This is a genomic window from Aquimarina amphilecti, assembly GCF_900109375.1.
GTDB lineage: Bacteria > Bacteroidota > Bacteroidia > Flavobacteriales > Flavobacteriaceae > Aquimarina > Aquimarina amphilecti.
In genome coordinates this window covers 566881-591450 of sequence record NZ_FOAB01000004.1, presented here as the reverse complement: position 1 = coordinate 591450, position 24570 = coordinate 566881, and the positions used below count along the sequence as shown (strand labels likewise).

At 32.3% G+C, this 24570-nt stretch carries 17 protein-coding genes; 9 read left to right on the top strand and 8 right to left on the bottom strand.

Features of this window, described 5'->3' with window-relative positions; all coding sequences use genetic code 11:
* The first annotated feature begins 20 nt into the window (after window positions 1–20).
* From BMY33_RS13240 to BMY33_RS13215, 6 genes are all read left to right on the top strand, one after another.
* Window positions 21–563, top strand: a complete 543-nt coding sequence (locus tag BMY33_RS13240; RefSeq protein ID WP_091409288.1) for a DUF4287 domain-containing protein — start codon at window positions 21–23, stop codon at window positions 561–563.
* A 172-nt stretch (window positions 564–735) separates the two neighbouring features.
* Window positions 736–1134, top strand: coding sequence for a GlcG/HbpS family heme-binding protein (locus tag BMY33_RS13235; RefSeq protein ID WP_091409286.1), 399 nt, complete (start codon window positions 736–738; stop codon window positions 1132–1134).
* A gap of 100 nt (window positions 1135–1234) precedes the next feature.
* Window positions 1235–1876, top strand: coding sequence for a fused MFS/spermidine synthase (locus BMY33_RS13230; protein WP_091409283.1), 642 nt, complete (start codon window positions 1235–1237; stop codon window positions 1874–1876).
* 32 nt (window positions 1877–1908) lie between these two features.
* The gene (locus tag BMY33_RS13225) at window positions 1909–2844 is read left to right on the top strand and encodes a threonine ammonia-lyase (RefSeq protein WP_091409281.1); all 936 of its coding nucleotides are present in this window, start codon (window positions 1909–1911) and stop codon (window positions 2842–2844) included.
* Window positions 2845–2995: 151 nt separating this feature from the next.
* A complete protein-coding gene (locus tag BMY33_RS13220; RefSeq protein ID WP_091409279.1) occupies window positions 2996–3355 on the top strand; it encodes a BlaI/MecI/CopY family transcriptional regulator in 360 nt (119 codons plus the stop codon).
* Window positions 3355–6090 carry a M56 family metallopeptidase gene (locus tag BMY33_RS13215; RefSeq protein WP_091409276.1) on the top strand — a complete coding sequence of 912 codons (2736 nt, stop codon included), beginning with the start codon at window positions 3355–3357 and terminating at the stop codon, window positions 6088–6090. Before BMY33_RS13220 ends, BMY33_RS13215 begins: the two co-directional genes overlap by 1 nt.
* Before the next feature lie 188 nt (window positions 6091–6278).
* Here BMY33_RS13215 and BMY33_RS13210 read toward each other — a convergent pair whose 3' ends face one another.
* Window positions 6279–7742: a glutamate synthase subunit beta gene (locus BMY33_RS13210; RefSeq protein ID WP_091409274.1), complete on the bottom strand. Its 1464-nt coding sequence runs from the start codon at window positions 7740–7742 to the stop codon at window positions 6279–6281.
* A gap of 12 nt (window positions 7743–7754) precedes the next feature.
* Window positions 7755–12254, bottom strand: coding sequence for a glutamate synthase large subunit (gene gltB, locus BMY33_RS13205; protein WP_091409271.1), 4500 nt, complete (start codon window positions 12252–12254; stop codon window positions 7755–7757).
* Window positions 12255–12691: 437 nt separating this feature from the next.
* On the opposite strand from gltB, the gene BMY33_RS13200 reads away from it, so the two are divergent.
* Both BMY33_RS13200 and BMY33_RS13195 read left to right on the top strand, forming a co-directional pair.
* On the top strand, window positions 12692–13030 hold the full coding sequence (locus tag BMY33_RS13200) for a P-II family nitrogen regulator (RefSeq protein WP_027391878.1): 339 nt from the start codon (window positions 12692–12694) through the stop codon (window positions 13028–13030).
* 60 nt (window positions 13031–13090) lie between these two features.
* Complete coding sequence (locus BMY33_RS13195; protein ID WP_091409268.1) at window positions 13091–14344, top strand: ammonium transporter; 1254 nt, start codon at window positions 13091–13093, stop codon at window positions 14342–14344.
* A gap of 64 nt (window positions 14345–14408) precedes the next feature.
* On the opposite strand, the gene BMY33_RS13190 is transcribed toward BMY33_RS13195, so the two are convergent.
* From BMY33_RS13190 to BMY33_RS13170, 5 genes are all read right to left on the bottom strand, one after another.
* Entirely contained in the window at window positions 14409–14747 is a 339-nt protein-coding gene (locus BMY33_RS13190) for a DUF4870 domain-containing protein (protein ID WP_091409266.1), read from the bottom strand.
* Window positions 14748–14913: 166 nt separating this feature from the next.
* Window positions 14914–16095 (bottom strand): TlpA family protein disulfide reductase, encoded by a 1182-nt coding sequence (locus BMY33_RS13185; protein WP_091409263.1) that lies wholly within the window; start codon window positions 16093–16095, stop codon window positions 14914–14916.
* Between the two features lie 46 nt (window positions 16096–16141).
* Window positions 16142–17812 carry a M56 family metallopeptidase gene (locus BMY33_RS13180; RefSeq protein ID WP_091409260.1) on the bottom strand — a complete coding sequence of 557 codons (1671 nt, stop codon included), beginning with the start codon at window positions 17810–17812 and terminating at the stop codon, window positions 16142–16144.
* Window positions 17793–18170 carry a BlaI/MecI/CopY family transcriptional regulator gene (locus BMY33_RS13175; RefSeq protein WP_091409258.1) on the bottom strand — a complete coding sequence of 126 codons (378 nt, stop codon included), beginning with the start codon at window positions 18168–18170 and terminating at the stop codon, window positions 17793–17795. Before BMY33_RS13175 ends, BMY33_RS13180 begins: the two co-directional genes overlap by 20 nt.
* 173 nt (window positions 18171–18343) lie before the next feature.
* Window positions 18344–20770, bottom strand: coding sequence for a T9SS type A sorting domain-containing protein (locus BMY33_RS13170; RefSeq protein WP_091409256.1), 2427 nt, complete (start codon window positions 20768–20770; stop codon window positions 18344–18346).
* A gap of 279 nt (window positions 20771–21049) precedes the next feature.
* Between BMY33_RS13170 and mnmE the strand changes: the two genes are divergently transcribed.
* Window positions 21050–22441, top strand: a complete 1392-nt coding sequence (gene mnmE, locus BMY33_RS13165; protein WP_091409253.1) for a tRNA uridine-5-carboxymethylaminomethyl(34) synthesis GTPase MnmE — start codon at window positions 21050–21052, stop codon at window positions 22439–22441.
* A gap of 487 nt (window positions 22442–22928) precedes the next feature.
* On the opposite strand, the gene BMY33_RS13160 is transcribed toward mnmE, so the two are convergent.
* On the bottom strand, window positions 22929–24233 hold the full coding sequence (locus tag BMY33_RS13160) for a hypothetical protein (RefSeq protein WP_139195652.1): 1305 nt from the start codon (window positions 24231–24233) through the stop codon (window positions 22929–22931).
* Window positions 24234–24570 lie beyond the last annotated feature (337 nt).

The following is a 24570-nucleotide window of genomic DNA, read 5'->3' as shown; positions in this document are numbered from 1 at the left end:
TTTTGAAACTTTAGTATCCTATGGACAAAGCGCTACAAACCATGATAAGTAATATGCCTGAAAAAACAGGCAAGTCATTAGATGAATGGAAAATGATTCTAAAAGAAAAATCTTTTGCAAAACATGGAGAAGCCATGAAATTTTTAAAGGGTGAGCATGGAGTCACACACGGTTTTGCTAATACAATTATTGCATTATCTAAAGAATCAAAAGATACTCCGGATGACTTAGTTACTGGTCAGTATAAAGGCAAGGAAAACTTGTTCCCTATCTATAAAAAACTGTTAACTGTAGTTAACTCTTTTGGAGCAGATGTCATAAATACTCCTAAAAAAACAAGTGTAAGTATTATCAAAAAAAAACAATTCGCTCTTATCAAGCCTGCTACAAAAACAAGAATAGATCTTGGTTTAAAATTAAAAGACGTGCCAACAACGGATCGATTACTGGATTCTGGTCCTTTCGGAACTATGTGTACACATAGAATTCAATTAACATCTATAGATCAAATAGACTCAGAACTTACAGAATGGCTAAAAGAAGCTTATAAAAAGGCCGAATAATAATTCGGTATCTAATGTAATTTGATATAAGCTACTATCTATCATTCTATTACCATTTTACATACAATGATCAATAAAACTTTATATTTTATTTATGAGGTAATTTACATTTTCAGTACAGTTTTATGAAGATATTGCTATCAAATTAGAATACTCATAAAATAAAATTTAAATGAACATTACATTAGATCAAGCAGAAAAAATAATTATAGCTGCAAAAGAAAAATCAATTGCATTAAATACTAAAATGAATATTTCTGTTGTTGATGCTGGAGCTAACTTAGTTGCTTTCGCGCGTATGGATGGCGCTTGGTTAGGATCTCTAGATATATCATTAAAGAAAGCAAAAACAGCTCGATTTTTTGATATGAATACAGGAGTCATTGGAGAGTTATCACAACCAGGAGGTGCTTTATATAATATAGAACATTCTAATGGAGGTTTAATAACATTTCCAGGAGGAGTACCAATAAAGAATGAAAAAGATGAAATTATTGGTGCAATTGGAGTAAGCGGTAGTACCGTAGAAAATGATCATGCCGTAGCAGAAGCTGGAGCCGCAGCTTTATAATCTTTTTTATAAAAATGTACAGATTATCTAAATTCTATTTTTGGGTAATCTGCATATTTTTATTGTAATTTCATTCTTAACTATTATCAATAGTAGAAATATGAAAAAAATAGTTAGTTATATCTGGCCACTTACCAAAAAAATCAAATCCAAAATCAACGGAACATTAGAAATTACTTGGTTAAATGGTAAAAAGGTTTTGGATAGTGAAATGGCTAATTATTCTTATGGTTCGCTACAGCGAATTTTAGATTATGGGTTATCTAAAATATATTTTGACAGCAAAGCTAATATTCTTTTACTAGGAATGGGTGGAGGAAGTGTTATAGAGACATTAAGAAAACGATATAATCATAGTGGACATATAACAGCTGTAGAAATCGATCCAGTTATAATCAAATTGGCAGAAGATGAATTCGATATTATTCAAGGTAATAATTTATCTATTATACCTGACGATGCATCTAATTTTATTGACAATTGTAATAACTCTTTTGACCTTATCATTATAGATATTTTTATTGATTTAAAAGTACCCGACAAATTCTATACAATTGAATTCTGGGATTCTCTTACAAAACGGCTGAAATCAAAGGGAAATATCCTTTTTAATGCCGGAATTCAGTTAGAAAATGATACAGACATACAGTCAATATTAAGAACATACTCTAAAGAGATTGAATTTCAGTTACACGATAATGTTCATGGAACTAATACGCTTCTAATCGGCAGGAAAAAATAGTATCTTCGTTTGCGATATTTATTTCTTCCAACATGAACGCAAAAAACCTTACTGATACTGCACAAACGATAGCATCATATATCCATAGAACTCCCGTATTAACATCCAGACTTATTAATGAAGTATCTGGAGCAGATCTTTATTTTAAGTGTGAAAACTTTCAGAGAATGGGAGCTTTTAAAATGCGAGGTGCTACTCACGCTATTCTTCAATTATCAGAGGAACAAAAATCAAAAGGTGTTGTTACTCATTCTTCTGGCAATTTTGCACAAGCACTATCTCTTTCTGCTCAAAGCTTAGGTGTTAAAGCCTATATCGTAATGCCATCTAATGCACCACAAGTAAAAAAAGATGCAGTTAAAGATTATGGAGGAGAAATAATAGAATGCCCGCCTACTCATAAAGATCGAGAAGAAACTGCAAATAGAATACAGACAGAAAAAGGAGCTACATTTTTACATCCTTATAATGATCATAATGTTATATTAGGACAAGGGACTGCTGCATTAGAATTACTGGAGGATCACCCAGACTTAACATATATATTCGCTCCTGTTGGTGGTGGTGGATTAATTGCAGGGACATCGTTAGCAGCTCACTTTTTTGGAAAAAATTGCACTGTAATTGGGGGAGAGCCTTTCGAAGTTGATGATGCATACCGAGCATTACAAAGTGGTACTTTAGAAATTAATGAAACGACTAATACTTCTGCTGATGGACTTAAGATGCCTTTAGGTGATCTTACTTTTCCTATTATACAACAATACGTTTCAGAAATTATTCGAGTAGATGAGGAAGAAATTATAACAGCAATGCGCTTGATTTGGGAACGTATGAAAATCATTATTGAACCTTCTTGTGCTGTTCCTTTAGCTGCTTTACTTAAAGAAAAAGAACGTTTCCAGAACGAAAAAATAGGGATTATTTTATCCGGTGGAAACGTAGATTTAAGTAATCTCCCATTCTAAAAACATTTTAGCACATATTTAACAACACATCGAAAACTTCGATAAACAAAGGGGTTCTTAATAAAACTCCTAATAAATTAGTTACACTCCTAATAAATTAGTTGTGTAACTAATTTATTAGGAGTATGTTTGTTATATCAAATTTAAGATTATGCAAAAGTTAGCCAAACGAGAAGAACAAATAATGCAGAGTTTATGGAAGCTCCAAAAAGCTTTTATCAAGGAGATCATTGAAGAATTACCAGATCCTAAACCTCATTACAATACAACTGCAACTATTGTAAAAATTTTAGAAGAAAAAGGTTTTATTAGTCATAAAGCATTTGGTAATAGTTTTCAATACTATCCTTTAATCTCCAAAAATGATTATCAAAAGGATGTTTTAGGGGAAGTCGTTAATAATTACTTTGATAATTCACCGCTAGCTTTGGTTAAGTTCTTTGCTAAGGAAGAAAAAATAAACACCGAAGAATTAGAAGAGATTATTAAACTCATTAAAAATAATAAGTAATGGCTTACATCATCTACAGTGCAGCACTTATAGGTTTATCATACTTGATTTATACAGTATTCCTAGCTAAAGAGACTTTTTATCATCTTAATAGAGGAATATTACTAGGTTTAATAGTTGTCTCTTTTTCTTTACCTTTTATTTCAGTTCCGGAGAATATATCATTTAGAACTACAATATTTCAAAAACAAACTACTGAGCTCAAAACATCTCAATTAACAGAAATAGATGCTTATAACAATGAGGTGACAATAAGCATTCCGGAAAGTACTGTTTCAGAAAATTTTACCGATTCAATAAAGCCTTCTATCATTTCTTTAGATTGGAAATCGATCATTTTATATATCTATATTTTAGGGGTTATGGCATTTGGAATTAACTTCCTAATCCAGTTGACTGTGTTATTATATAGAATGATGAAATTTCCTACCATTGAAGTAGATGCCTACAAAATAGTAGAAACAGATACCAATCATGCTCCCTACTCTTTTTGGAATAAAATATTTATAAATCCTAATCAATATAATCCTGACACCTATCTACAAATACTAAAACATGAACAGATGCATATTTCTGGTAAGCATAGTTTAGATATGTTATTAGTAGAATTATTGGTTACAATACAGTGGTTCAATCCATTTGCCTGGCTATATAGAAAAGCTATTGACAATAATCTAGAATACCTTACGGATAATGGTATGCTTATCAAAGGAGAAGATAAAGAAGTATATCAAATGAATTTATTAAAAGTATCAACCCCAGATATGCCTACAGGTTTGGCAACAAGTTACAATCAATCATTTCTCAAAAAACGAATAATTATGATGAATTCTAAAAAATCAACTGCAAAATCAGGATGGAAATACCTAATCATTATTCCATTACTGGCTGTGACCGTATTATCTTTTAATCCGGTTAGTATTAATCCATCCATTGATGAATCTATTTCTAATGAATTAGAAACTCCTGATGATGATCATTTCAAAGAATCTAAGTTTAAAAATGATTTTACTAAAGGAGCCTGGGATGCAGAAGAAGGTGGCGGCAAGCTATGTATTATGTATCGAAATGCAGAACCTCTTAAAAGAAGTTATTGGTCTATAACTCGTTGTTATGAACCTTCTTTCTTCGCTGGTTTTCCTTCTGGTGATAAACAAAATTTCGAAATTACGCGTGATGCAGGAACTATGGTATTTAATGGTCAATTCGAAAATGGACTTGGAGATGGCAGATACACTTTTACTCCTAACTCAGGTTTTAGTAATGCACTAAAACAACAAGGGTTTACTGTAGACAATGAAGAATTAGTACATTGTTTTCTTACAGATTTTGATAATTCTTATTTAGCCTATTTAAAACAAGAAAAACTTTCATTGGATCAGGATGATTTTGAAGATATTATTCATAAAGGACTTTCTCTTGAGAAATTAAAAATGTATAGAAAAGAATTATCAAAATTAGGATATACTAATTACACAATGAATGAAGTAAGTAAATTAAACCTATTTGATGTAGACGTATCATATATAAAATTTATTAATAAAGTAAATGGAGAACAAGCTACTTTAAAGGAAATTACCAAAGCTAAAATTCATAACTTATCTCCCGATTTTATTAAATCTTACAATGATAATGGATATAAAAGAATGTCTTTAGGGGATTATATGAGACTAAAAATACATAATGTATCTCCTGATTTTATAGCAAAATTTAAGAAAGAAGGATATACCAATATCTCTGCAAAGGAAGCACAGAATCTTAAGATTCATAATGTAACTCCAAAATATGTACAGGCTTATAAAAATGCAGGATATCAAAACATCACATTAAAGGAAGCTAAAAACTTAAAAATACATAATGTAACACCAGCATTTATAACTAGCTTTAAAACAGCAGGATATCCTAATATTACATTAAAGGAAGCTAGAAATCTAAAAATACATAATGTAACTCCTAATTTCATTGAGTCCTATAAAAAAACAGGACAAACTAATATTTCTTTAAAAGAAGCAATTAAATTAAAAATTCATAACATTTCTCCTGAACAGGTAAAATCTGCTAAACAAAACGGGAAATCCAGTTCTTCTACGAGCAGCTCTGGAAAAGGATATCAAGAAGTTCAGCAAAATCCGAATGATTTCATAAAACAATTTAAAGCTCTTGGTTATGAAAATGCTTCTGTAGATGATATCATATCACTAAAAATTCATAATGTAACGCCAGATTTTATAAAAAAATATAACGATGCGGGGTATAAAAAGATTCCTTTAGATAAAGTTACAGGATTAAAAATTCATAATGTGACTCCAGAGTTCATTAATACTTTTAAGAAAGCTGGATATAAAAATATTTCCTTAGAAGAAGCAATGTCCTTAAAAATACATAATGTATCTCCTGATGTCGCTAAAGAGTATAAAAACATTGGATATAGTAATCTTGATATTGATGATTTGATGTCTCTTAAGATCCATAATATTTCTCCAGAATACATCAAAGAATTTAAAAAGACCAAGTTTGGTAATCTTCCATTAGACGATATTATGTCTTTCAAAATACATAATGTAACTCCAGAGTTTATAAAAACATTCGAAGATCTTGGGTATAAGAATATCTCGGCTGAACAAGCGCAAAGCTTAAAAATTCATGGAGTAACTCCTGAGTTTGTAAAATCATTAAAAGAACAAGATAATGATCTCTCTCTTGATCAAGCAATCAGGATAAAAATTCATTTTTAAATGAATATTGTCAAGAACTAATCTATCATTTATACATTCATCAATCATAGAAAATGCTGTTACTTAAAATTAGTAGCGGCATTTTTCATTTGTTCTAAATTGCAAAGGAATTATTATGCAGAAAGGCTGCTAATAAATTAGTTAGCAGCCTTTATTAACACTAATATTAAATATTAGATTCTAAAAAACTAAATTCTTGGTAAATCTCCATCTCCTTTAAGGGGTAAGTTAGAACTCCCCATAAGATATTTATCTATATGATATGCAGCTTGTCTACCTTCTGCGATTGCCCAAACAATTAATGATTGTCCTCGTCGTGTATCACCTGCAGCAAAAACACCCTTTACATTAGTTGCATAGTTCTCCTCGGTAGCCTTGATATTTGTTCTAGCATCCATATCAATACCTAATTGTTCTGCAATTGTAGGTTCCGATCCAGTAAATCCTAATGCTAATAAAGCTAATTCACATTTCCATTCTTTATCGGTGTCTGGAACTTCTTGTAGCCTAAAACGACCATTTTCTTTTACCCATTCAACTTCAAAAGTTATTAAACCTCTTAGGTTACCTTTTTCATCTCCCAAAAATTCCTTGGTAGAAATACTCCAATTACGTTCTACTCCTTCTTTATGAGAAGAACTCGTTCTTAATCTCATTGGCCAAAACGGCCAAGGTTGGTTCGAAGGACGCTCTATAGTTCCTTTACCCATAATCTCGAAATTCGTCACTGAAGTCGCCCCATGTCGCACAGAAGTTCCAATACAATCTGATCCTGTATCTCCTCCTCCTATCACAATTACATCTTTATCAGTTGCTAAAATTTCCTCTCCTAAATCTTTAATCCCATCTACTCTACGATTATTCTGAGGAAGAAAATCCATTGCCTGAACTACACCTTTTAAGTCTATACCTTTTACCGGTAAATTACGTCTTACTGTAGCTCCTGTACATAATACTACTGCATCAAAATCAGCTTTCAGTTCATCTGCTTTAATATCTTTTCCTATATGTGTGTTCGTTTTAAAAACTATACCTTCTTCTTCTAAAACAATAATTCTACGATCAATTACATTTTTTTCCATCTTAAAATCAGGAATTCCATAACGTAATAACCCTCCTACCTTTTCATCTCTTTCAAAAACAGTCACTAAATGTCCCGCTCGATTCAATTGTTGGGCAGTGGCAAGTCCCGCAGGTCCAGATCCAATTACCGCAACAGTCTTACCCGTTCTTTCTTTTGGAGGGTTTGCTTTTATCCATCCATTTTTAAAGGCTTCTTCAACTATATTCTTTTCTATATTTTCTATAGTAACAGGATCTTCATTAATCCCAAGAACACACGCTTCTTCACAAGGTGCTGGACATAATCTACCTGTAAATTCAGGAAAATTATTAGTAGAATGTAATATTCTCGTTGCTTTCTCCCATTTACCACGATACACAGCATCATTAAAATCAGGAATTAAATTTCCTAATGGACAACCACTATGACAAAATGGAATTCCACAATCCATACATCTTGCTCCTTGATTTTTAAGTTTACTTTCCTCCATAGGAACGGTAAACTCTTTATATCCTTTTATACGATCTTTAACAGGCTGGTACTGTTCGATCTCTCTCTCAAATTCTAAAAATCCAGTTATCTTTCCCATGTCTATTATCGTTTATGCTTGTGCTAGTTTTTCTTCTTCTAATCTTTTTAAAGCTTGTTTATACTCCTCTGGGAAAATCTTAATGAATTTTGGTAATTCACTCTCCCAATTTTCCAGAATTCTTTGTGCCAAAGGGCTTAAGGTTGCGTTGTAATGTGATTCTATTAAGTCTTTTAATTCCAATACATCTTCTGATATTTCTACAGGATCTAAGTTTAATGCGTCTTTATTACAATGTGCCTCGAATGTCTTTTTATCATCATATATATATGCAATACCACCAGACATTCCTGCTCCAAAGTTTCTTCCTACTTCTCCTAAAATAACAGCAACTCCTCCTGTCATATATTCACAACCATGATCTCCTATACCTTCTACCACAGCTTTGGCACCAGAATTACGAACACAGAAACGTTCTCCAGCCTTACCGTTTATAAATACTTCTCCATCTGTTGCTCCATATAAAGTAACATTACCTGTAATTACATTGTTTTCTGGTACAAGTGTTGCTTCATCAGGTACTTTGATAATTAATTTAGCTCCAGAAAGTCCTTTTCCTAAATAATCATTAGTATTCCCATTCACAATCATTGTTAATCCTTTGGTTGCAAAAGCACCAAAACTTTGTCCTGCTGCACCCGTGAAATTTAACTTCAGTGTACTTTCGGGTAACCCTTGTGCTCCATATATTTTAGAAATCTCATTACTAAGAATAGCACCAACCGCTCTATCTGTATTCGTAATATCAAAATCTAAGGTTGTCTTTTCTTTTCTAAACAATGCTTGATGCGCTTGTTCTATTATTTCGAAATCTATAGATTTTCCTAAACCATGATCTTGTATTTCTGAATTGTATATCCCTACTCCTTCTGAAGCTTCCACCTGATGTAATATTGGCGAGAGATCAACCCCAGCAGTCTTATAATGTTCAATTGCTTGTTTTCGATCTAGTTTATGGACTTGTCCAACCATTTCATTAATTGTACGGAAACCAAGTTGTGCCATAATCTCTCTTAGCTCTTGAGCTACGAAATACATATAGTTTACTACATGCTCTGGTTTTCCTTTAAATTTCTTACGCAATTCTGGATTTTGAGTTGCAATACCTACTGGACACGTATTTAAGTGACATACACGCATCATAATACATCCAGATGCTACTAAAGGTGCAGTTGCAAAACCAAATTCTTCTGCTCCTAAAAGACAGGCCACGGCTACATCTCGTCCTGTTTTCAATTGTCCATCACACTCTAATACGATACGGCTCCTTAAATTATTACCCACTAAGGTTTGTTGCGCCTCAGCAATTCCTAATTCCCAAGGCAAACCTGCATGTTTTAATGATGTTAACGGTGATGCTCCTGTTCCTCCATCAAATCCAGATATTAATACAACATCTGCTTTCGCTTTTGCTACTCCTGCAGCTACAGTCCCTACTCCTACTTCTGATACCAATTTTACATTAATTCGGGCATCTCTGTTAGCAGATTTCAAATCATATATTAACTGAGATAGATCTTCAATCGAATAAATATCATGATGTGGTGGTGGTGAAATCAATCCAACATATGGAGTAGAGTTACGAGTTTTAGCTATCTCCGGATTTACTTTTGCACCAGGTAGTTGACCACCTTCTCCTGGTTTAGCTCCTTGAGCCATTTTAATCTGTATCTCAGCGGCATTTGTCAGATAGTTTGATGAAACACCAAACCTACCTGAAGCAACTTGCTTAATCGCACTATTTTTCCAATCACCATTTACATCTTTATAAAAACGTAATGGATTTTCTCCTCCTTCTCCAGAGTTACTCTTTCCGCCAATACGGTTCATAGCAACTGCAAGGTTCTCATGTGCTTCCTGGCTTATAGACCCATATGACATTGCTCCCGTTTTAAAACGTTTTACAATTTCTGTCCAAGGCTCTACCTCATCTAATGGAATTGGATCATAATTAGAAAACTCTAATAATCCTCGAATAGTCATTAAGCTTTTTGACTGCTCATTGATTAAACTGGCATATTCCTTATAAGTCTTAGGATCGTTATCTCTAACAGATTTCTGAAGTTTAGCTACAGAAAGTGGATTAAATTGATGTTTTTCTCCATTTCGTCTCCATCTATATTGCCCTCCTATTTCTAAATCTAAATCTGCATCTACTTCTCTTTCGATATAAGCTCTTTTATGACGCTTAGCAATTTCCTTTTCGATTTCGTACAATCCAATTCCTTGAATTCTAGTAGCTGTATTCGGGAAATATTTATCGACTACTTTAGTATTGATACCAATACACTCGAAAAGTTGAGAACTGCGATAGGAATTCAAAGTAGAGATACCAATTTTGTTCATCACCTTCAATACTCCTTTACCTACTGCTTTATTGTAATTATTAACAGCTTCTTCTGCTGCTAATTCAGTAATATTATTATCTTCAATTTGTTCTTTTATAATTTCATTTACCATATAAGGATTTATAGCACTAGCACCATATCCAAATAATAAAGCAAAATGATGTACTTCTCTCGGTTCAGCAGATTCTACAATTATACTTACCTGAGATCGTTTTCCTAATTTCTGTAAACCACTATTAACAAAAGAACAAGCTAATAATGCTGGAATCGGAGCTCGGTGTTTACTTATATTTCTATCAGAAAGTATGATAATATTACTTCCATCATCTATTGCTTCTGATACTTTTTCTAAAGTAGATTCTAATGCATCTTCTAAACCATTAAGTCCTCTATTAATATTATATAACATAGAAACAGAAGTTGCCTTAAAGCCTTTATCTGAATATGTTTTTATCTTATCTAAATCTTCTTTAGAAATAACAGGGTTCTGGATCTTTAATTTATTACAATGCTTTTCGTCAATATTAAAAATATTGTGATCTGCTCCTAGTGTTAAACTAATATCCGTAATTAGTTCTTCACGAATTCCATCTAAAGGAGGATTTGTTACCTGCGCAAATAACTGCTTAAAATAGTTGTAAATCAGTTGAGATCTTTGTGAGAGTACTGCAATTGGAGTATCTGATCCCATGGAACCTATTGGCTCTTTTGCTAACTGACTCATTGGAACTATAATGGTATCTATATCTTCCTGAGTATATCCAAATACTTCTTTACGCTTATCAATAGTTTCTTCTCCTAAAAACAAAGGACAATCATTATAACCAATATCTTTTAGGTGCACTAAATTATTGTTTAACCATTCTCTATAAGGATGTTTTGATGCAATCTCTTCCTTTATTTCCTCATCATTAACAATTCTACCTTCATCCATATTTACCAAGAACATCTTACCTGGTTCTAGTCTACCGTGAAATTCTAGGTTGCTTGGCGCTATATCTACCACACCAGTTTCAGAAGACATAATTACATATCCATCTTTTGTAACTGTATAACGAGAAGGTCTTAATCCGTTCCTATCCAACACTGCTCCAATATAATTTCCATCTGTAAATGGAATAGATGCTGGACCATCCCACGGTTCCATTGCGCACGAATTGTATTCGTAAAATGCTTTTTTAGCTTCAGACATTTCTGAGTTCTTCTCCCAAGCTTCTGGAACCATCATCATCATAACTTCTGGAAGTGATCTTCCTGTCATTAACAATAATTCTACAACCATATCCATAGATGCAGAATCCGATTTTCCTTTAAGAACTACTGGTAATATTTTTTTTATATCATCTCCAAACCACTCACTTTCTAATAATTCTTCTCTAGAACGCATTCTGGTAACATTCCCTCTTAATGTATTAATCTCACCATTATGACACATATATCGGAATGGTTGAGCTAAATCCCAAGTAGGAAAGGTATTTGTCGAAAAACGTTGGTGTACCAAAGCTAATCTTGTTACCACTTTCGGATCCATAAGATCTGTATAATACAATTTAATATCTTCTGGCATTAACAGCCCCTTGAATATCAATGTTTTGGTAGATAAACTAGGTAGATAGAAAAACTTATTCTCAGATAATTTAGAACTATATATTTCATGTTCTGTAACCTTACGAGCTGTGAATAATTTTAGGTTAAAATCAAAATAACTTTGATCCTTGTCACTTTTACCAATAAAAATCTGCTTAATCGATGGTTCAGTTATAGCTGCTATTTCTCCTAAATGTACAGTATCAACAGGTACATCCCTCCAACCTAAAAGAACAAGACCTTGACCAGTAATATTCTTTTCAAAAGTATCAACACAAAATTGTCTTTGATTTTCTTTTTTAGGTAAAAACACATTACTTACAGCATATTCTCCTGCTTTTGGTAACTCAAACGGACAGTTTTCTACAAAGAAATCATGAGGGATATCTATTAGTATTCCGGCTCCATCTCCTGTTTTTCCATCTGAACTTACAGCTCCACGATGTTCTAATTTTTCCAGAATTTCAAGTGCCTTATGAATAATATCATTAGACTTCTTCCCTTCTAAACTACAAATAAATCCGGCACCACATGCGTCGTGTTCGAATTCTGGTAGATACATTCCTTGTTTCTTCATATTATTTCCGCTCTAAAGTGTTTCAAGTTGTTGAAATTAACAAAACCTTAAGGAAGGAAAAAGAAAAAGGGCTTATCGAACATCACTTTTTAGAGCTCAACAAAAAAAGTACTATTTAACTAATAGAATCCTAAAATAAAGACTTCAAATTACGAATTTAATAACGCGGTTTTTGGTTAAAAACACCAAATAACATAAGGGTTTACAGCAATTTAGAATCAAAAAAAGGGTATGAAAACGTTTTCGTAAAAAAGTAGAAACACCTTACTGCGAAATCCTCATTTATTTCTTCAAAAAATACACACCCCTAATTTTTTAGGGGGTAAATATTTCAAAATGATAAAAATACTATGATTACCCTTCAAAATTTTGAGGCTAAAAAGTAATTCACATATTTTTGACACAGATTTAACATTAATTTTAACTTTTTAGTCTTTATGAAGAAAATAGAAGCAATCATCAGAAGATCAAAATACCGTGTTGTAAAAGAAGCTTTACATGAAAAAGGTATCACATTCTTTTCTTATTGGGATGTTACTGGTGTAGGTAATGAAAAACAAGGTCACGTATATCGTGGAATCTCATATAGCACAACAGATATCCAGAGACGTTTTTTATCAATCGTAGTAAACGATGAGTTTGAAGAAGCTGCTGTATCAGCAATTCTTGAAGCTGGTAAAACAGGAGAAGTCGGAGACGGAAAAGTATTTGTGTCTGATATAAAAGAAGCATATCGAATTCGTACTTCTGAAAAAGGTGGCTCCACACTATCCTAACCACCACACAAAAAATTACCAACTGAAAACAAAAAATAACTTTTAATAGTCAATTATATAATGGAAATGTTAACTATAAACAACGTATGGATGATGGTGTGTACAGCACTGGTCTTTTTCATGCATTTGGGTTTCTCTTTTTTAGAAATTGGATTAACTCGTCAAAAAAACACAATTAATATTCTTTTCAAAAACGTATTCATCATCTGTGTAGGTTTATTACTATACTGTTTAGTAGGATTCAATTTAATGTATCCTGGTTTTGAAAAAGATGCAGCAGGATTTATTGGATTTGCAGGTTTTGGATTGAGTTCTCCAGTCGTAGAAGGAGCCTTAGATTTAACATATAATGAAGGATATACATATTGGACAGATTTTCTTTTTCAAGGAATGTTTGCTGCTACAGCTGCTACAATAGTTTCTGGTGCTGTTGCAGAACGTATTAAGCTTGGAGCTTTTATGATTTTCACCATAGTATATGTAGGATTAGTATACCCAATTGTGGGATCTTGGCAATGGGGAGGCGGGTTCTTATCATCTTTCCAGATTGGTGAAGCTGAAGGATTTTATGACTTTGCTGGTTCTACATTAGTTCACTCTGTAGGAGGATGGGCAGCTTTAGTAGCTGTATGGTTATTAGGATCTAGAATTGGTAAATTCGGTTCTGATGGTAAACCACAAGCGATACCGGGTCATAACATTCCCTTAGCTGCGGCTGGTGTATTAATTCTTTGGTTAGGATGGTTTGGGTTTAATGGTGGTTCTGTACTTTCTGCTGATGCGGCTGGAACATCTCTTACATTAGTAACTACATCTCTTGCTGCCGCTGCAGGTGGAGTTGTTGCATTTTTAGTTTCTACACTATTATACAAGAACTATGACTTAACAATGTTCCTAAATGGTATTTTAGGTGGATTAGTAGGTATTACTGCTGGGGCCGATCAGATGACACCAACAGATGCGGTGTTAATTGGCGCAATTGCTGGTGCAATCATTGTATTTGGTGTAGCATTAATCGATAAATTAAGATTAGATGATCCAGTAGGGGCTATTGCGGTTCACTTAATCTGTGGTATTTGGGGAACATTAGCTGTTGGGATCTTCGGAGCGAAAGCTGGTTTTGATCAATTCTTAGTACAAGGAGTTGGTGTATTAGCTGCTGGTGGATTTTGTGTAGCAACCTCATTTATTATCATATTTGCATTAAAGAAAACTATCGGTATTAGAGTTTCTGAAAAAGAAGAAATTGATGGTCTTGACGGTCATGAACATGGAATGGATGCTTATCCAGATTTTAGATTAAATCAACACTAGAATTTAATTCAACTTATATATTTATAGAAAGGGCCGATTTATAATCGGCCCTTTTTCTTATTCATTATTTTATAATTTCCATGGATAACGGATATGATGGTTCTTCTCCGTTACTAGCTTTAATTGCATTTATTATAGGGAATACTAAGCATAAAATACCTATAACAATTAATCCTAAAATTCCTACTCCAAATAATAGTATTAATGGTATACAAACAATTGCATAAATAAACATACTTATCTGAAAATTCATAATTGATTTTCCGTGATTATCCATTGCTAATACTTGTTCTCTTTGTGTAAGCCATAATATTAATGGTACTACAAACCCTCCGAACCCGGTTACAAGGTCTAATAATTGTGATAAATGGGTAATAACTAGTAATGATCTGTCCTGTCTCATGATTTATTTAGTTTTTGGTTGATGAAAGTTTAGGTTTTGCTAATAAAATTAGCATCCTATATCTATATGACGAAAACAATAGCAAAACGTTACAATATTCCTTACATAAAAGAAAAGATTCGGATTGATCACAACCCGAATCTCAAAATAAATACAATAACTACAATTAAATACCTAATTCAGTTTCTATCATTTTTATAAGTGTTTCTTTTTCTAATCCCATACGTATGTATAAAATCTCCTTTTGTTCATTTAGCAAAACAAAAGTTGGAGCTGCAGAAGTCCCATAAGACGAAGCGGTACCTTTTCCAAGGTATAAAGTAGGTATCTCTATATGTTGTTTTTCTACATAATCCCTTAACCCTTTATCATTAGATCTAGTAAATTCTATTCCATAAATACTTAACCCGTTTTTCTTATATCTTTTTTGTATTTCATTTATATGAGGTACCGCTTCTACACATCCGCCACAATTGGGAAACCAAAATTCTAATAAAGTAAGCTTATTCTCCAGTTTTGATAATGATATTGTATCTCCTGCAAGGCTTGGTAATGTAAAATCAGGTGCTTTCTTTCCGATATTACTTTCCATATTGATTCTTTCTCTCTTATAGTATTCTCTCTCAGTCATCGTTAAATACCCTTCCGGAAATCTTTCATAACTCCATACGGATGAATCTCTTTTAGCATCCATATCAAAATCACTCAACTCTGCTGTGATCACTTGATCAGCAAAAGAATTACTAGTCCTAATGTACACAGGTAACTTATTATTTTTAGAAATTGAAATTTCATAATTATATATATAATCCTTCATCTCCTTTCCTACTCTAACCAATTTACCATCTGAAATATATCTGTCTGGGATTGAAAAATTAAATTGACGACACTCTACATTATTAATGATTGTATCTACTCTCTTTTCAAGAATAACTGTAGAGTCACTTGCCAATGTTGGTAACACCTTTTTTAATTCTAATAAAGAACGTAATCCAAGAATTGAACTATTCACTTGATAATCCTTGGGATCATTTTCATATAAAACTCTTTCTTCTTTAACAGAAGTATAAAACATTTTTTCTCCATCAAAAACTTGTTCATCACCATCCTCCATAACGAAATGATATTTTGCACCCAACAAGGAATCTTTACTAGTAAAATCGTAAAAACAATTTCCTTCGAAAATATTATTTCTATCGTCCTTTTTAGGAAGAAATGTTACTTGCGCTCTATACTCTATAGTCTCTAATGTATTTAATTTTGCTATAGTTTCGTCCAGAATAGTTTTATCCGATTTACTACAACTTAATAATAGTGTGACTAATGTAAATAAAAGAAGTTTTTTCATAATTTGATTGAATTAAATTGTGTGAATTGTTTTGTTCGAATCTGTTTTATTTTATTCGATATTTAACGAGTTCATAAAAATTCTCGCCTGAAAGTTTTCTTAAATAAATAAAATACTTGTCTGCATATTTTTTATTAAGAACGGAATCGTTTAAATATAATAAGTCTCCATTTTTAACTTGAAAAACAACTTGTGATTTATCATAATTCGTTTCTAATAAATTATCCTTCTGAAGTTCTGAAATCATTTCTTTTACAAATGCTATATCACTTGGTTTCAATAAAGGTTTTCCAAAAGCTCCTGGAAACTTAGATCGTAATTCTATTTGCTTTTCATTTGATAAACGTTCATCACCTATGTAAATATCTCCTAACATGGCAAAATTAATATACCTTACGACCTCATCTGGGGTGAACATACAATAATTGCTTACTTCATTAAGAAAATGCAACCAATCTGAATTGTCCTTTTTTTGCCGCATCTTACCAATTACCTGCTTTTTTTTCTTATCAAAATGTATCACCTCTATGTACGAACCTTTATCAATTCTTTCTATACTAAAGTTATTCTCTAACTCATTATTTTTAAGAATACCATCTTCATAATACGCATACTCTTTTTCGCAATATAAATGCAAGTGACGAGATGGATCGGACTGAAGAATAATCGTATCTATATTGACATATACCCTAGGATAAACTTCAGTATCATACCCTAGAATTTTTTTAGATAAATTATTTTTAGTAGAAATACTAAATCCAAATCCTATAAAAAGAAAACCAATAAAGAGAAGTCCTAGAATACCATTTTTATAAGAATTATTCTTTTTATTATCAGTCTTGAACCAAGTAAGGTTTTTAACTCTATTATATACATTTTGATTACCAAAACTTAGAGACAAATCGTAATGTAATTTATAAGAACGTTGTAATGCTTTAGCATAAGACAATGTGGAATACCCTTCTTTAATCACGTTAAAATCACAAGATACCTCTCTTTCATTTTTTATTATTTTAGAAATATGAATTATGAAAGGGTTGAAAAAGAAAATAGTCTCGACACAAATTTGTACTAAGTTTATCAAAAAATCATTTCTTTTTATATGTATTAATTCGTGAAAAAGGATCAACTCTAACTCTTCTTCAGAAAAAGTAGTTACAGCTTGTATTGGAAAATAAATTATAGGACGCCAATAACCAATAGTAAAGGGATGACTACCGTTATTAATAAATTTAATAAGAACCTCTTTTTTAATTTCTAATTTTTCAATGAGGTTTTTCTTAAGCTCTAACAAGCCATAATCGACAATTCCTGATTCTTTAACACTGTATATGGCTTTAGTTTGAAAGAAAAGCTTAAGAATACTAATGCACAAGCCAAAAAACCAAAACAAACAAATTAAATACTTATTCGTAACAATAAATAATTGCAGTTTATCTACTACATTGAAACTTATTGATTTTTCTCCTATTATAGATGTAAGTTGAAGTATTTTTGGTTTCAACCATAGGTCATACATAGAATCGTAACCAAATGATATAACGACTAAAACTAAAATAAAACTAAAGAATAATAGTAAGGACACATAATATCTATAGTTCGCATATTTAGGTTGGATCAACTGTAGAGAAACTTGGAGAAGTACCCAAAACACTCCGCCAATCCAGATTGAGTCAAAGAAAAGATTTAATAAATTACTATAAAGAATCTCCAGCATCCTTTTCTATTTTTTCTATCATTTCTTTGATCGCTTCCAATTCTTCCTTAGAAGGTTTTGTGTTTCCTAGAAAACTTTGAGCAAAACTAAGTTTAGATCCTCCAAAAAGACCACTGATCATTTTCTTAATACCTGATTCTTGTGCTTTTTCTTGATCTACTAATGGAACATAAATGTGTTTTTTACCTTCTTTTCGTCTTTCTACAAAACCTTTATCAAACATGATCTGCATCAGTTTTAAAGTAGTTGTATATCCACTACTACTATTTAACTTCTCATGTACTTCTTGTACAGAAGCTTCCTTGCAATTCCATAGAATAGTAAGAATATCAAACTCTTTATCTGTATATTGTTTCATGCTACGAATTATTTCGTAACAAATCTACGAAATAATTCGTAGAAAGCAAATAAAATTTGTTTTACTGCTTTTAAGTGAAGTAAAATTATTAGAAAACATATATAAAAAAAAGCACCCTAAAAACTTAGGGTGCTTCTCTATTGTAATAACTAAATTTAATTCTATATCATTTATTAATTGATTATTAGTTTTTGTGTTATAGATTCTCCATCGCTCTCTATTCGAATTAAATAAATACCTAATCCCAATGATAAATTCTTAGCAGAAATCGTGTTCGCTCCTGGTTGAAGTTTTATCTCAGCTTGTTTTTGACCTAGAATAGAAAATACTGTCGCATTTGCTTTTTTCACAAATGGATTAAGGTGTATCGAAAAATTATTCGTCGCTGGGTTCGGTGCGATTCTTACGTCATTGAATATACCTTCTGGTTCATTTCCTAAAATTGCTTCAGTAGATTCTAAGTCAGCAATTAAGCTTTCTGCAGTTGCAGATTGCCCACAAGAACCTTCATAAATTTTAACATTAGAGAACGTAGAGTTATTACCACTACCAGCATCATTATCATTTATGAATACTAATCTATCCATATTTCCAGTATAAAAATTACCTACCGGAATAATATACGTAGTAGTTCCGCCAGCATAATTATCAAAATTAGTAACTCCGTAATTCTGAGAACCATGCACTTTAAAATATCTAGTCGAAGTCAACGAGTTATCATCTTCAAAACCAACTCCATGAATTTCTCCTTGACTACTACTACTAAATTCAAACTCGATAACTGTATTAGCAGTTACGTTATAATTTAGCGCAATATATTTCCAAGTATTATCAGTCATTGATATTGATGCTCCTCCATTACCTATAGAAAAGTTTCCTGCAGAATCTTGGTTAGAAAAACCAGTAATTGCAAAATCATTAAAATCTAATGAATCACATGCTGGAGGTGGTGGCGTTGTTCCGTTAGTTATACTTAAATCATCAATAGTAATATCTCCTTGCCAGCTAGTGCTCGTAACTACATTTAATCTTAATTGAACACTAGAATTACCCGCATATGCAGAAAGATCAACGCTTGCAGCATTCCAATCAGCACCTTGATCTCCAGATCTATTAAATATACTAACCCAGTTTCCTGTATTATTAGTTCTAGCTTCAACATTTAATGCACCTACAGCATTTCCTGTCATATGATACTGAAAACTTAATGTTGGAGATGATGCTCCACTAAAATCTAAACAAGGTGCATTTAAAATTGCTTGTTTATTTGGGTATCCAGTTCCATTTCCTGATGCTTCTACATAAATATAAGAAGTACCATCAACCGCTCCACTAGGTCCAGTTCCATTAGAAGGAGTACCTCCAGAATTTACAGTCCAATTAATATCATCACTTGAAGATTGTGACCAAGCCCCTATAGATCCTTCAAAACTTTCGTTGTAAGGAAAAGACGAAACATCTCCTGAACACTCATCGGTTGGCGGCGGTGGTGGCGTTCCTAACCCCATTGCATCCCAGAAAGCAGGTATAGTAGCTCTTTCTCCCGAATTAGATCCACCAGATCCAGAACATCCACCATATGCATGAACTCCAACAGCATTTCCTGTCGCAGTATCGATTATAGGGCTTCCAGAATTTCCTCCTGTAGTATCAGTTCTATATCTAACAAAAGTATTTGTTGTAGAACTTAATGGCCCTGTATGAATTTGTTGTGTTTGATTATCAATTCCAGTATCTGTTCCGAAACCAGTTATTGTGATATTAGCTCCAGGTGCATCTTGCACTACATTGTATGATGCTCCTTGTCCTTGAATTGGTGTTTGACCTGTTTGAGAATTAGCAAAACCATCAAAAACTGCCCAGTCATTTGCTTGACTAGGACTATTTGGATATGGTGATACAAAATTTCCTATTGGATATTGATCCTCTGGTCCAGGATGAACTATAGTTCTATCAGGATTTGATTTTGGTACATTAAATTCGATTATCTCAGCTCTACTACCTACACAGTGACCTGCAGTAACCAATTTACCATTCGTGATAATCCAACCTGTACAACCTATAGGAACTATTCTACCAATAGCATCATCAGCAGAATCTACCCTATCATCATTAGAACCACATTGTGATTTTATAGTAGGATCAAGTTCCCCAACACTTAATTCTGAAATATTAATTTTAGCCGAAGGGTCATTTGCAGCAACTGATAAGGTTACTGTAACCGCATCTCCATTAAAATATGCACTAGAGTTATTCCAATCTTTTAGAGTCTTAGAAGTTAAAACCTGAGTAGCTCCATCTAGTTTTGAAGTAATAGTAATCGTACTCTGATCACCTAGGTTTACATCCTTAAAAAACAGACGCAACCAAGTAGCTCCTGTTTCGGAAATTTCTTCTGTAATAACATTCGAGCCGTTTTTACCAACAACTCCATCCGATTTTAATGTTAAATTATAAGGAGTTTCGTGTCTTGCTAAACTTTGTGTCTGAGCATAATTGACAAAAGGAATTAGCATGAAAACTGCACAGACGGCAGCAATAATTTCGTGTTTTAATAGTAGTTTCCTATTATTAAATGAGTTTGTGCTGTGAAAATTCATAAAAATAAAAGTTTTAGTATATAGAAATTAAATTTAGTTACTAAATCAATTTTGCTTAAGATTAGTTACTCCTTAAACATATACTCCATATAAATGCATTTAAAAACTATTAAATTACATCTACTTTATTTCCCTTTATTTTTTGTCTTAGAAATCTATTAAAATTTCAACCCCAGCAATAAAAGTAAGGAAGAAAATTTTGTCTACAAAAAAGTTTGAAGTCTAAAATGAAATGTAAGATTATATTATGTCTATTTTTGTACTTTCTATTAGTAAAATATGATTTCACAAGATACCATAGTTGCTTTAGCTACTCCAGCAGGAGCTGGCGCTATAGCAGTGATTAGAGTTTCGGGAAAAGATGCAATTAGTATTTGCGCTCCCCTATTTCGTTCTATTAAAGGAAAAGATCTTAATAAACAAAAAAGTCATACTATACACTTAGGGCATATTATCGATGATGAACGTGTCTTAGATGAAGTACTGATATCTTTATTTAAGGGAACTACTTCTTATACAGGAGAACCTACCGTAGAAATATCCTGTCATGGGTCAAGTTATATTCAACAAGAAATCATTCAATTATTGCTTCGTCGGGGCTGTAGAACGGCAAATGCTGGTGAATTTACCCTACGCGCTTTTATAAATGGGAAATTAGACTTATCACAAGCTGAAGCGGTTGCCGATCTGATTGCTTCTGATTCAGAAGCTTCTCATCAAATTGCTATGCAACAAATGCGAGGTGGGTTTAGTAATGAAATTAAAAAATTACGAGATGAACTTCTTAATTTTGCATCTTTAATAGAGCTCGAACTTGATTTTGCCGAGGAAGATGTAGAATTTGCTAATAGAACCCAGTTCCAAGATTTAATATCTAGAATCACTAAAGTCTTAAAACGGTTAATAGATTCTTTTGCTGTTGGAAATGTAATTAAAAACGGGATTCCTGTGGCTATTGTAGGAGAACCAAATGTAGGTAAATCTACTTTACTTAATGCTTTATTAAATGAAGAACGGGCTATTGTTTCGGACATTGCCGGAACTACTCGTGATACCATTGAAGATGAAATTACTATAGGTGGTATTGGGTTTAGGTTTATTGATACTGCTGGTATCAGAGAGACCAAAGATGTAGTTGAAAGTATAGGTATCCAAAAAACCTTTGAGAAAATTGAGCAAGCACAGGTAGTTATATATTTAATTGATAGTTCTGAATTAACTGTTGACAGTTTACAACAATTAAAAACTGAAATAGGTAAAATTAAAAATAAATATCCTCAAAAACCTTTAATTGTTGTGGCTAATAAAGTAGATAAACTTGATGAACCTCAGGTTTCCTCTTTAACTTCAGAAGTTGACAATATTCATTTATTATCTGCTAAACAAAATAAAGGTGTAGAAGAATTACAAAATAAGCTATTAGATTTTGTTAATACCGGAGCACTTAGAAATGACGAAACTATTGTGACCAACTCTAGACATTATGATGCCTTATTAAAAGCTTTAGAAGAAATTCAAAAAGTACAATATGGAATAGACAATGGGCTTTCTGGAGACCTAATGGCAATAGATATTCGCCAGGCTTTATATCACTTTGGTGAAATCACGGGTGAGATAACTTCTGATGATTTACTAGGTAATATTTTTGCCAATTTCTGTATCGGCAAATAGATTCAAAACTTTAAATATCAGGAAATTATAATTGTTTTAATATTGTCATTATGCAGAGAATGATACAAAAAACTAATAAAAATTTATATAATTATCTATATTTATAGATTATTTCAATTATAATTGAATCTTCACATTTATTCTACCACTTACCTAAACTTTAGATAGAAATTAAAAAGAAAATTTCATTGTCCCATAAAACGTTCGTTTTACGGGACTAGTTAACACCGTTAATACCTAGATAATATTAATTATTCTAAGAATAAATAGCTTTTTGTTAACAAGATAACGGAATAATATTAAATATGGGAAGAGATAAAAGAGGGTTGAAAAACGATTTCAGCAAAGACCCAATTGATTATAGAAAAATTAGAAAAGAAGATGTGCATTATCCAAAAGTTGATTTTTTAAAAACTAACATACTTCGAAAATTTAAAGTTTCAGCTACCTTAATTTTGTTTGCTTTATTTTTCGTTTTTTGAATTTATCAAAACTCAGCAATCGCCTTGGAAATTTGATCTGGAATACTGACTTTGATGTTTTTCGAAACATTTGTCGAAAAAGTCACTTCATTAGTTGTCAAAAACGTGTCCTGAAAATGGGAATAATTCATGATAGGCATAAATGGATGACCCAATAAAAGAGCCTTACTTTGTGGCAAACCATACGTGATATTTTCCGTATCGAAGCCGAACCAGGTGTTGATTGTTAAGAAATTATCATTGCATTTACCCAACAACATAGCTAACATCGGACTTACAATTTCCTTTTTAAATTGTCTGACACCTTCAAACACATAAAAGTTGTCGTAGACTTTTTGATCTTTCAATGTTGCACGGATAGCGGAATGAATTGATTCAATTGTTTTGAATAGATCATGAGGATAGATTTGAACCTCATGAATTTCAACGCCAGAAGCTCCATTTCCAATATAGTAATCTTCTAATACTACATTCCCTTCATCTGATTTCATTCTTGAACGTATATCAACAATCAAATTAAACCCAATCACTTTATCTTCTTGATACATTGACATATAAACCATAGCCAACATCACTTCAAAACTAGAACACCATCTAAAATCGTTGTTATAGGACTTTTTGATTTTATCGATTTCTCGCCGATTTAATCGAAACTTAACTTCCCTAAACCAAATTCCAGCACCCCAGAGTAGACCGTTAACAACCATTTTTGCCAAATAAAATCCAAGGTTCGGATTGTAGACGTTCACCTTTTCAGACAATTCCTTGTCTGAGTTAATTTTATCAAATATTTGCTTATTATTTAGAGTGTGTGAAAAGGAAAGTCTATTATTAACGTCAGCATACTTTTTTTTCAATTTTTCTGTGTTTTGTATACATTCACACGTTTCTGACAATAATTTAAAAAAAATATTAGCTGAGTATGTATCAAAAACAGTGTGATCCATGTAGAAAACGATAGAGAATTCTCCATACTTGACATAGTGATGAATAGTTACCAAAACAATTGGGATATTCAACTTTTTTATTTTAGAAAAAGGATTATGCGCAATAAAACCAGGAAATTGCTTCCGGAGAATTTTTGAAAATCTTCTCTTGTCATTAAATAACTCACTTGGCGGCTTTTCGTATGTTTTTTTATCTTCAAAAAACTGATACATAATGCCATCGTTATTGGTTTGGGAAATTGAGTATCCAGGAATTGATGTGGATTCAGTATCGTCCTCCCACCTTGATGAAACGAACTGGAATTTAGAGTTATCCACTAAAAACTGTAGAGAATCCTTAAGAGAGCTCAGGAAGTCTCTCATTTCTTTACTATTTTCAATCTTGAATACCCATTGAAAAGGAGAATGAGCCCTGGAATTGTTAGTATCTAAAGCACACGTCTTTTTCTCAACCATAAACACATTATTTTGTCTACTGATATAAGCCTCTTCCACTTTCTTCATCATTTTTATAACTTTTTATTTAATTGCAAAGGAAAGCGATTGGATAAATAAAATTGTTCACTTAAGTTAATAAGCATATTTGTTTTATTCATTAATCATTCGCGGATTCGACTTAATAACCGTGGACTAAATTCTAATACATTTAGTCGCTAATTTTTTTTAGAATAATCAATATGGAAATTATCACTGGAAAGAA

What these genes read in the sequence shown, in the direction of transcription:
- BMY33_RS13240 (WP_091409288.1), top strand. Translation starts at nt 21, where the DNA reads ATGGACAAAGCGCTACAAACCATGATAAGTAATATGCCTGAAAAAACA.
- BMY33_RS13235 (WP_091409286.1), top strand. Translation starts at nt 736, where the DNA reads ATGAACATTACATTAGATCAAGCAGAAAAAATAATTATAGCTGCAAAA.
- BMY33_RS13230 (WP_091409283.1), top strand. Translation starts at nt 1,235, where the DNA reads ATGAAAAAAATAGTTAGTTATATCTGGCCACTTACCAAAAAAATCAAA.
- BMY33_RS13225 (WP_091409281.1), top strand. Translation starts at nt 1,909, where the DNA reads ATGAACGCAAAAAACCTTACTGATACTGCACAAACGATAGCATCATAT.
- BMY33_RS13220 (WP_091409279.1), top strand. Translation starts at nt 2,996, where the DNA reads ATGCAAAAGTTAGCCAAACGAGAAGAACAAATAATGCAGAGTTTATGG.
- BMY33_RS13215 (WP_091409276.1), top strand. Translation starts at nt 3,355, where the DNA reads ATGGCTTACATCATCTACAGTGCAGCACTTATAGGTTTATCATACTTG.
- BMY33_RS13210 (WP_091409274.1), bottom strand. Translation starts at nt 7,742, where the DNA reads ATGGGAAAGATAACTGGATTTTTAGAATTTGAGAGAGAGATCGAACAG.
- gltB (WP_091409271.1), bottom strand. Translation starts at nt 12,254, where the DNA reads ATGAAGAAACAAGGAATGTATCTACCAGAATTCGAACACGACGCATGT.
- BMY33_RS13200 (WP_027391878.1), top strand. Translation starts at nt 12,692, where the DNA reads ATGAAGAAAATAGAAGCAATCATCAGAAGATCAAAATACCGTGTTGTA.
- BMY33_RS13195 (WP_091409268.1), top strand. Translation starts at nt 13,091, where the DNA reads ATGGAAATGTTAACTATAAACAACGTATGGATGATGGTGTGTACAGCA.
- BMY33_RS13190 (WP_091409266.1), bottom strand. Translation starts at nt 14,747, where the DNA reads ATGAGACAGGACAGATCATTACTAGTTATTACCCATTTATCACAATTA.
- BMY33_RS13185 (WP_091409263.1), bottom strand. Translation starts at nt 16,095, where the DNA reads ATGAAAAAACTTCTTTTATTTACATTAGTCACACTATTATTAAGTTGT.
- BMY33_RS13180 (WP_091409260.1), bottom strand. Translation starts at nt 17,812, where the DNA reads ATGCTGGAGATTCTTTATAGTAATTTATTAAATCTTTTCTTTGACTCA.
- BMY33_RS13175 (WP_091409258.1), bottom strand. Translation starts at nt 18,170, where the DNA reads ATGAAACAATATACAGATAAAGAGTTTGATATTCTTACTATTCTATGG.
- BMY33_RS13170 (WP_091409256.1), bottom strand. Translation starts at nt 20,770, where the DNA reads ATGAATTTTCACAGCACAAACTCATTTAATAATAGGAAACTACTATTA.
- mnmE (WP_091409253.1), top strand. Translation starts at nt 21,050, where the DNA reads ATGATTTCACAAGATACCATAGTTGCTTTAGCTACTCCAGCAGGAGCT.
- BMY33_RS13160 (WP_139195652.1), bottom strand. Translation starts at nt 24,233, where the DNA reads ATGAGAGACTTCCTGAGCTCTCTTAAGGATTCTCTACAGTTTTTAGTG.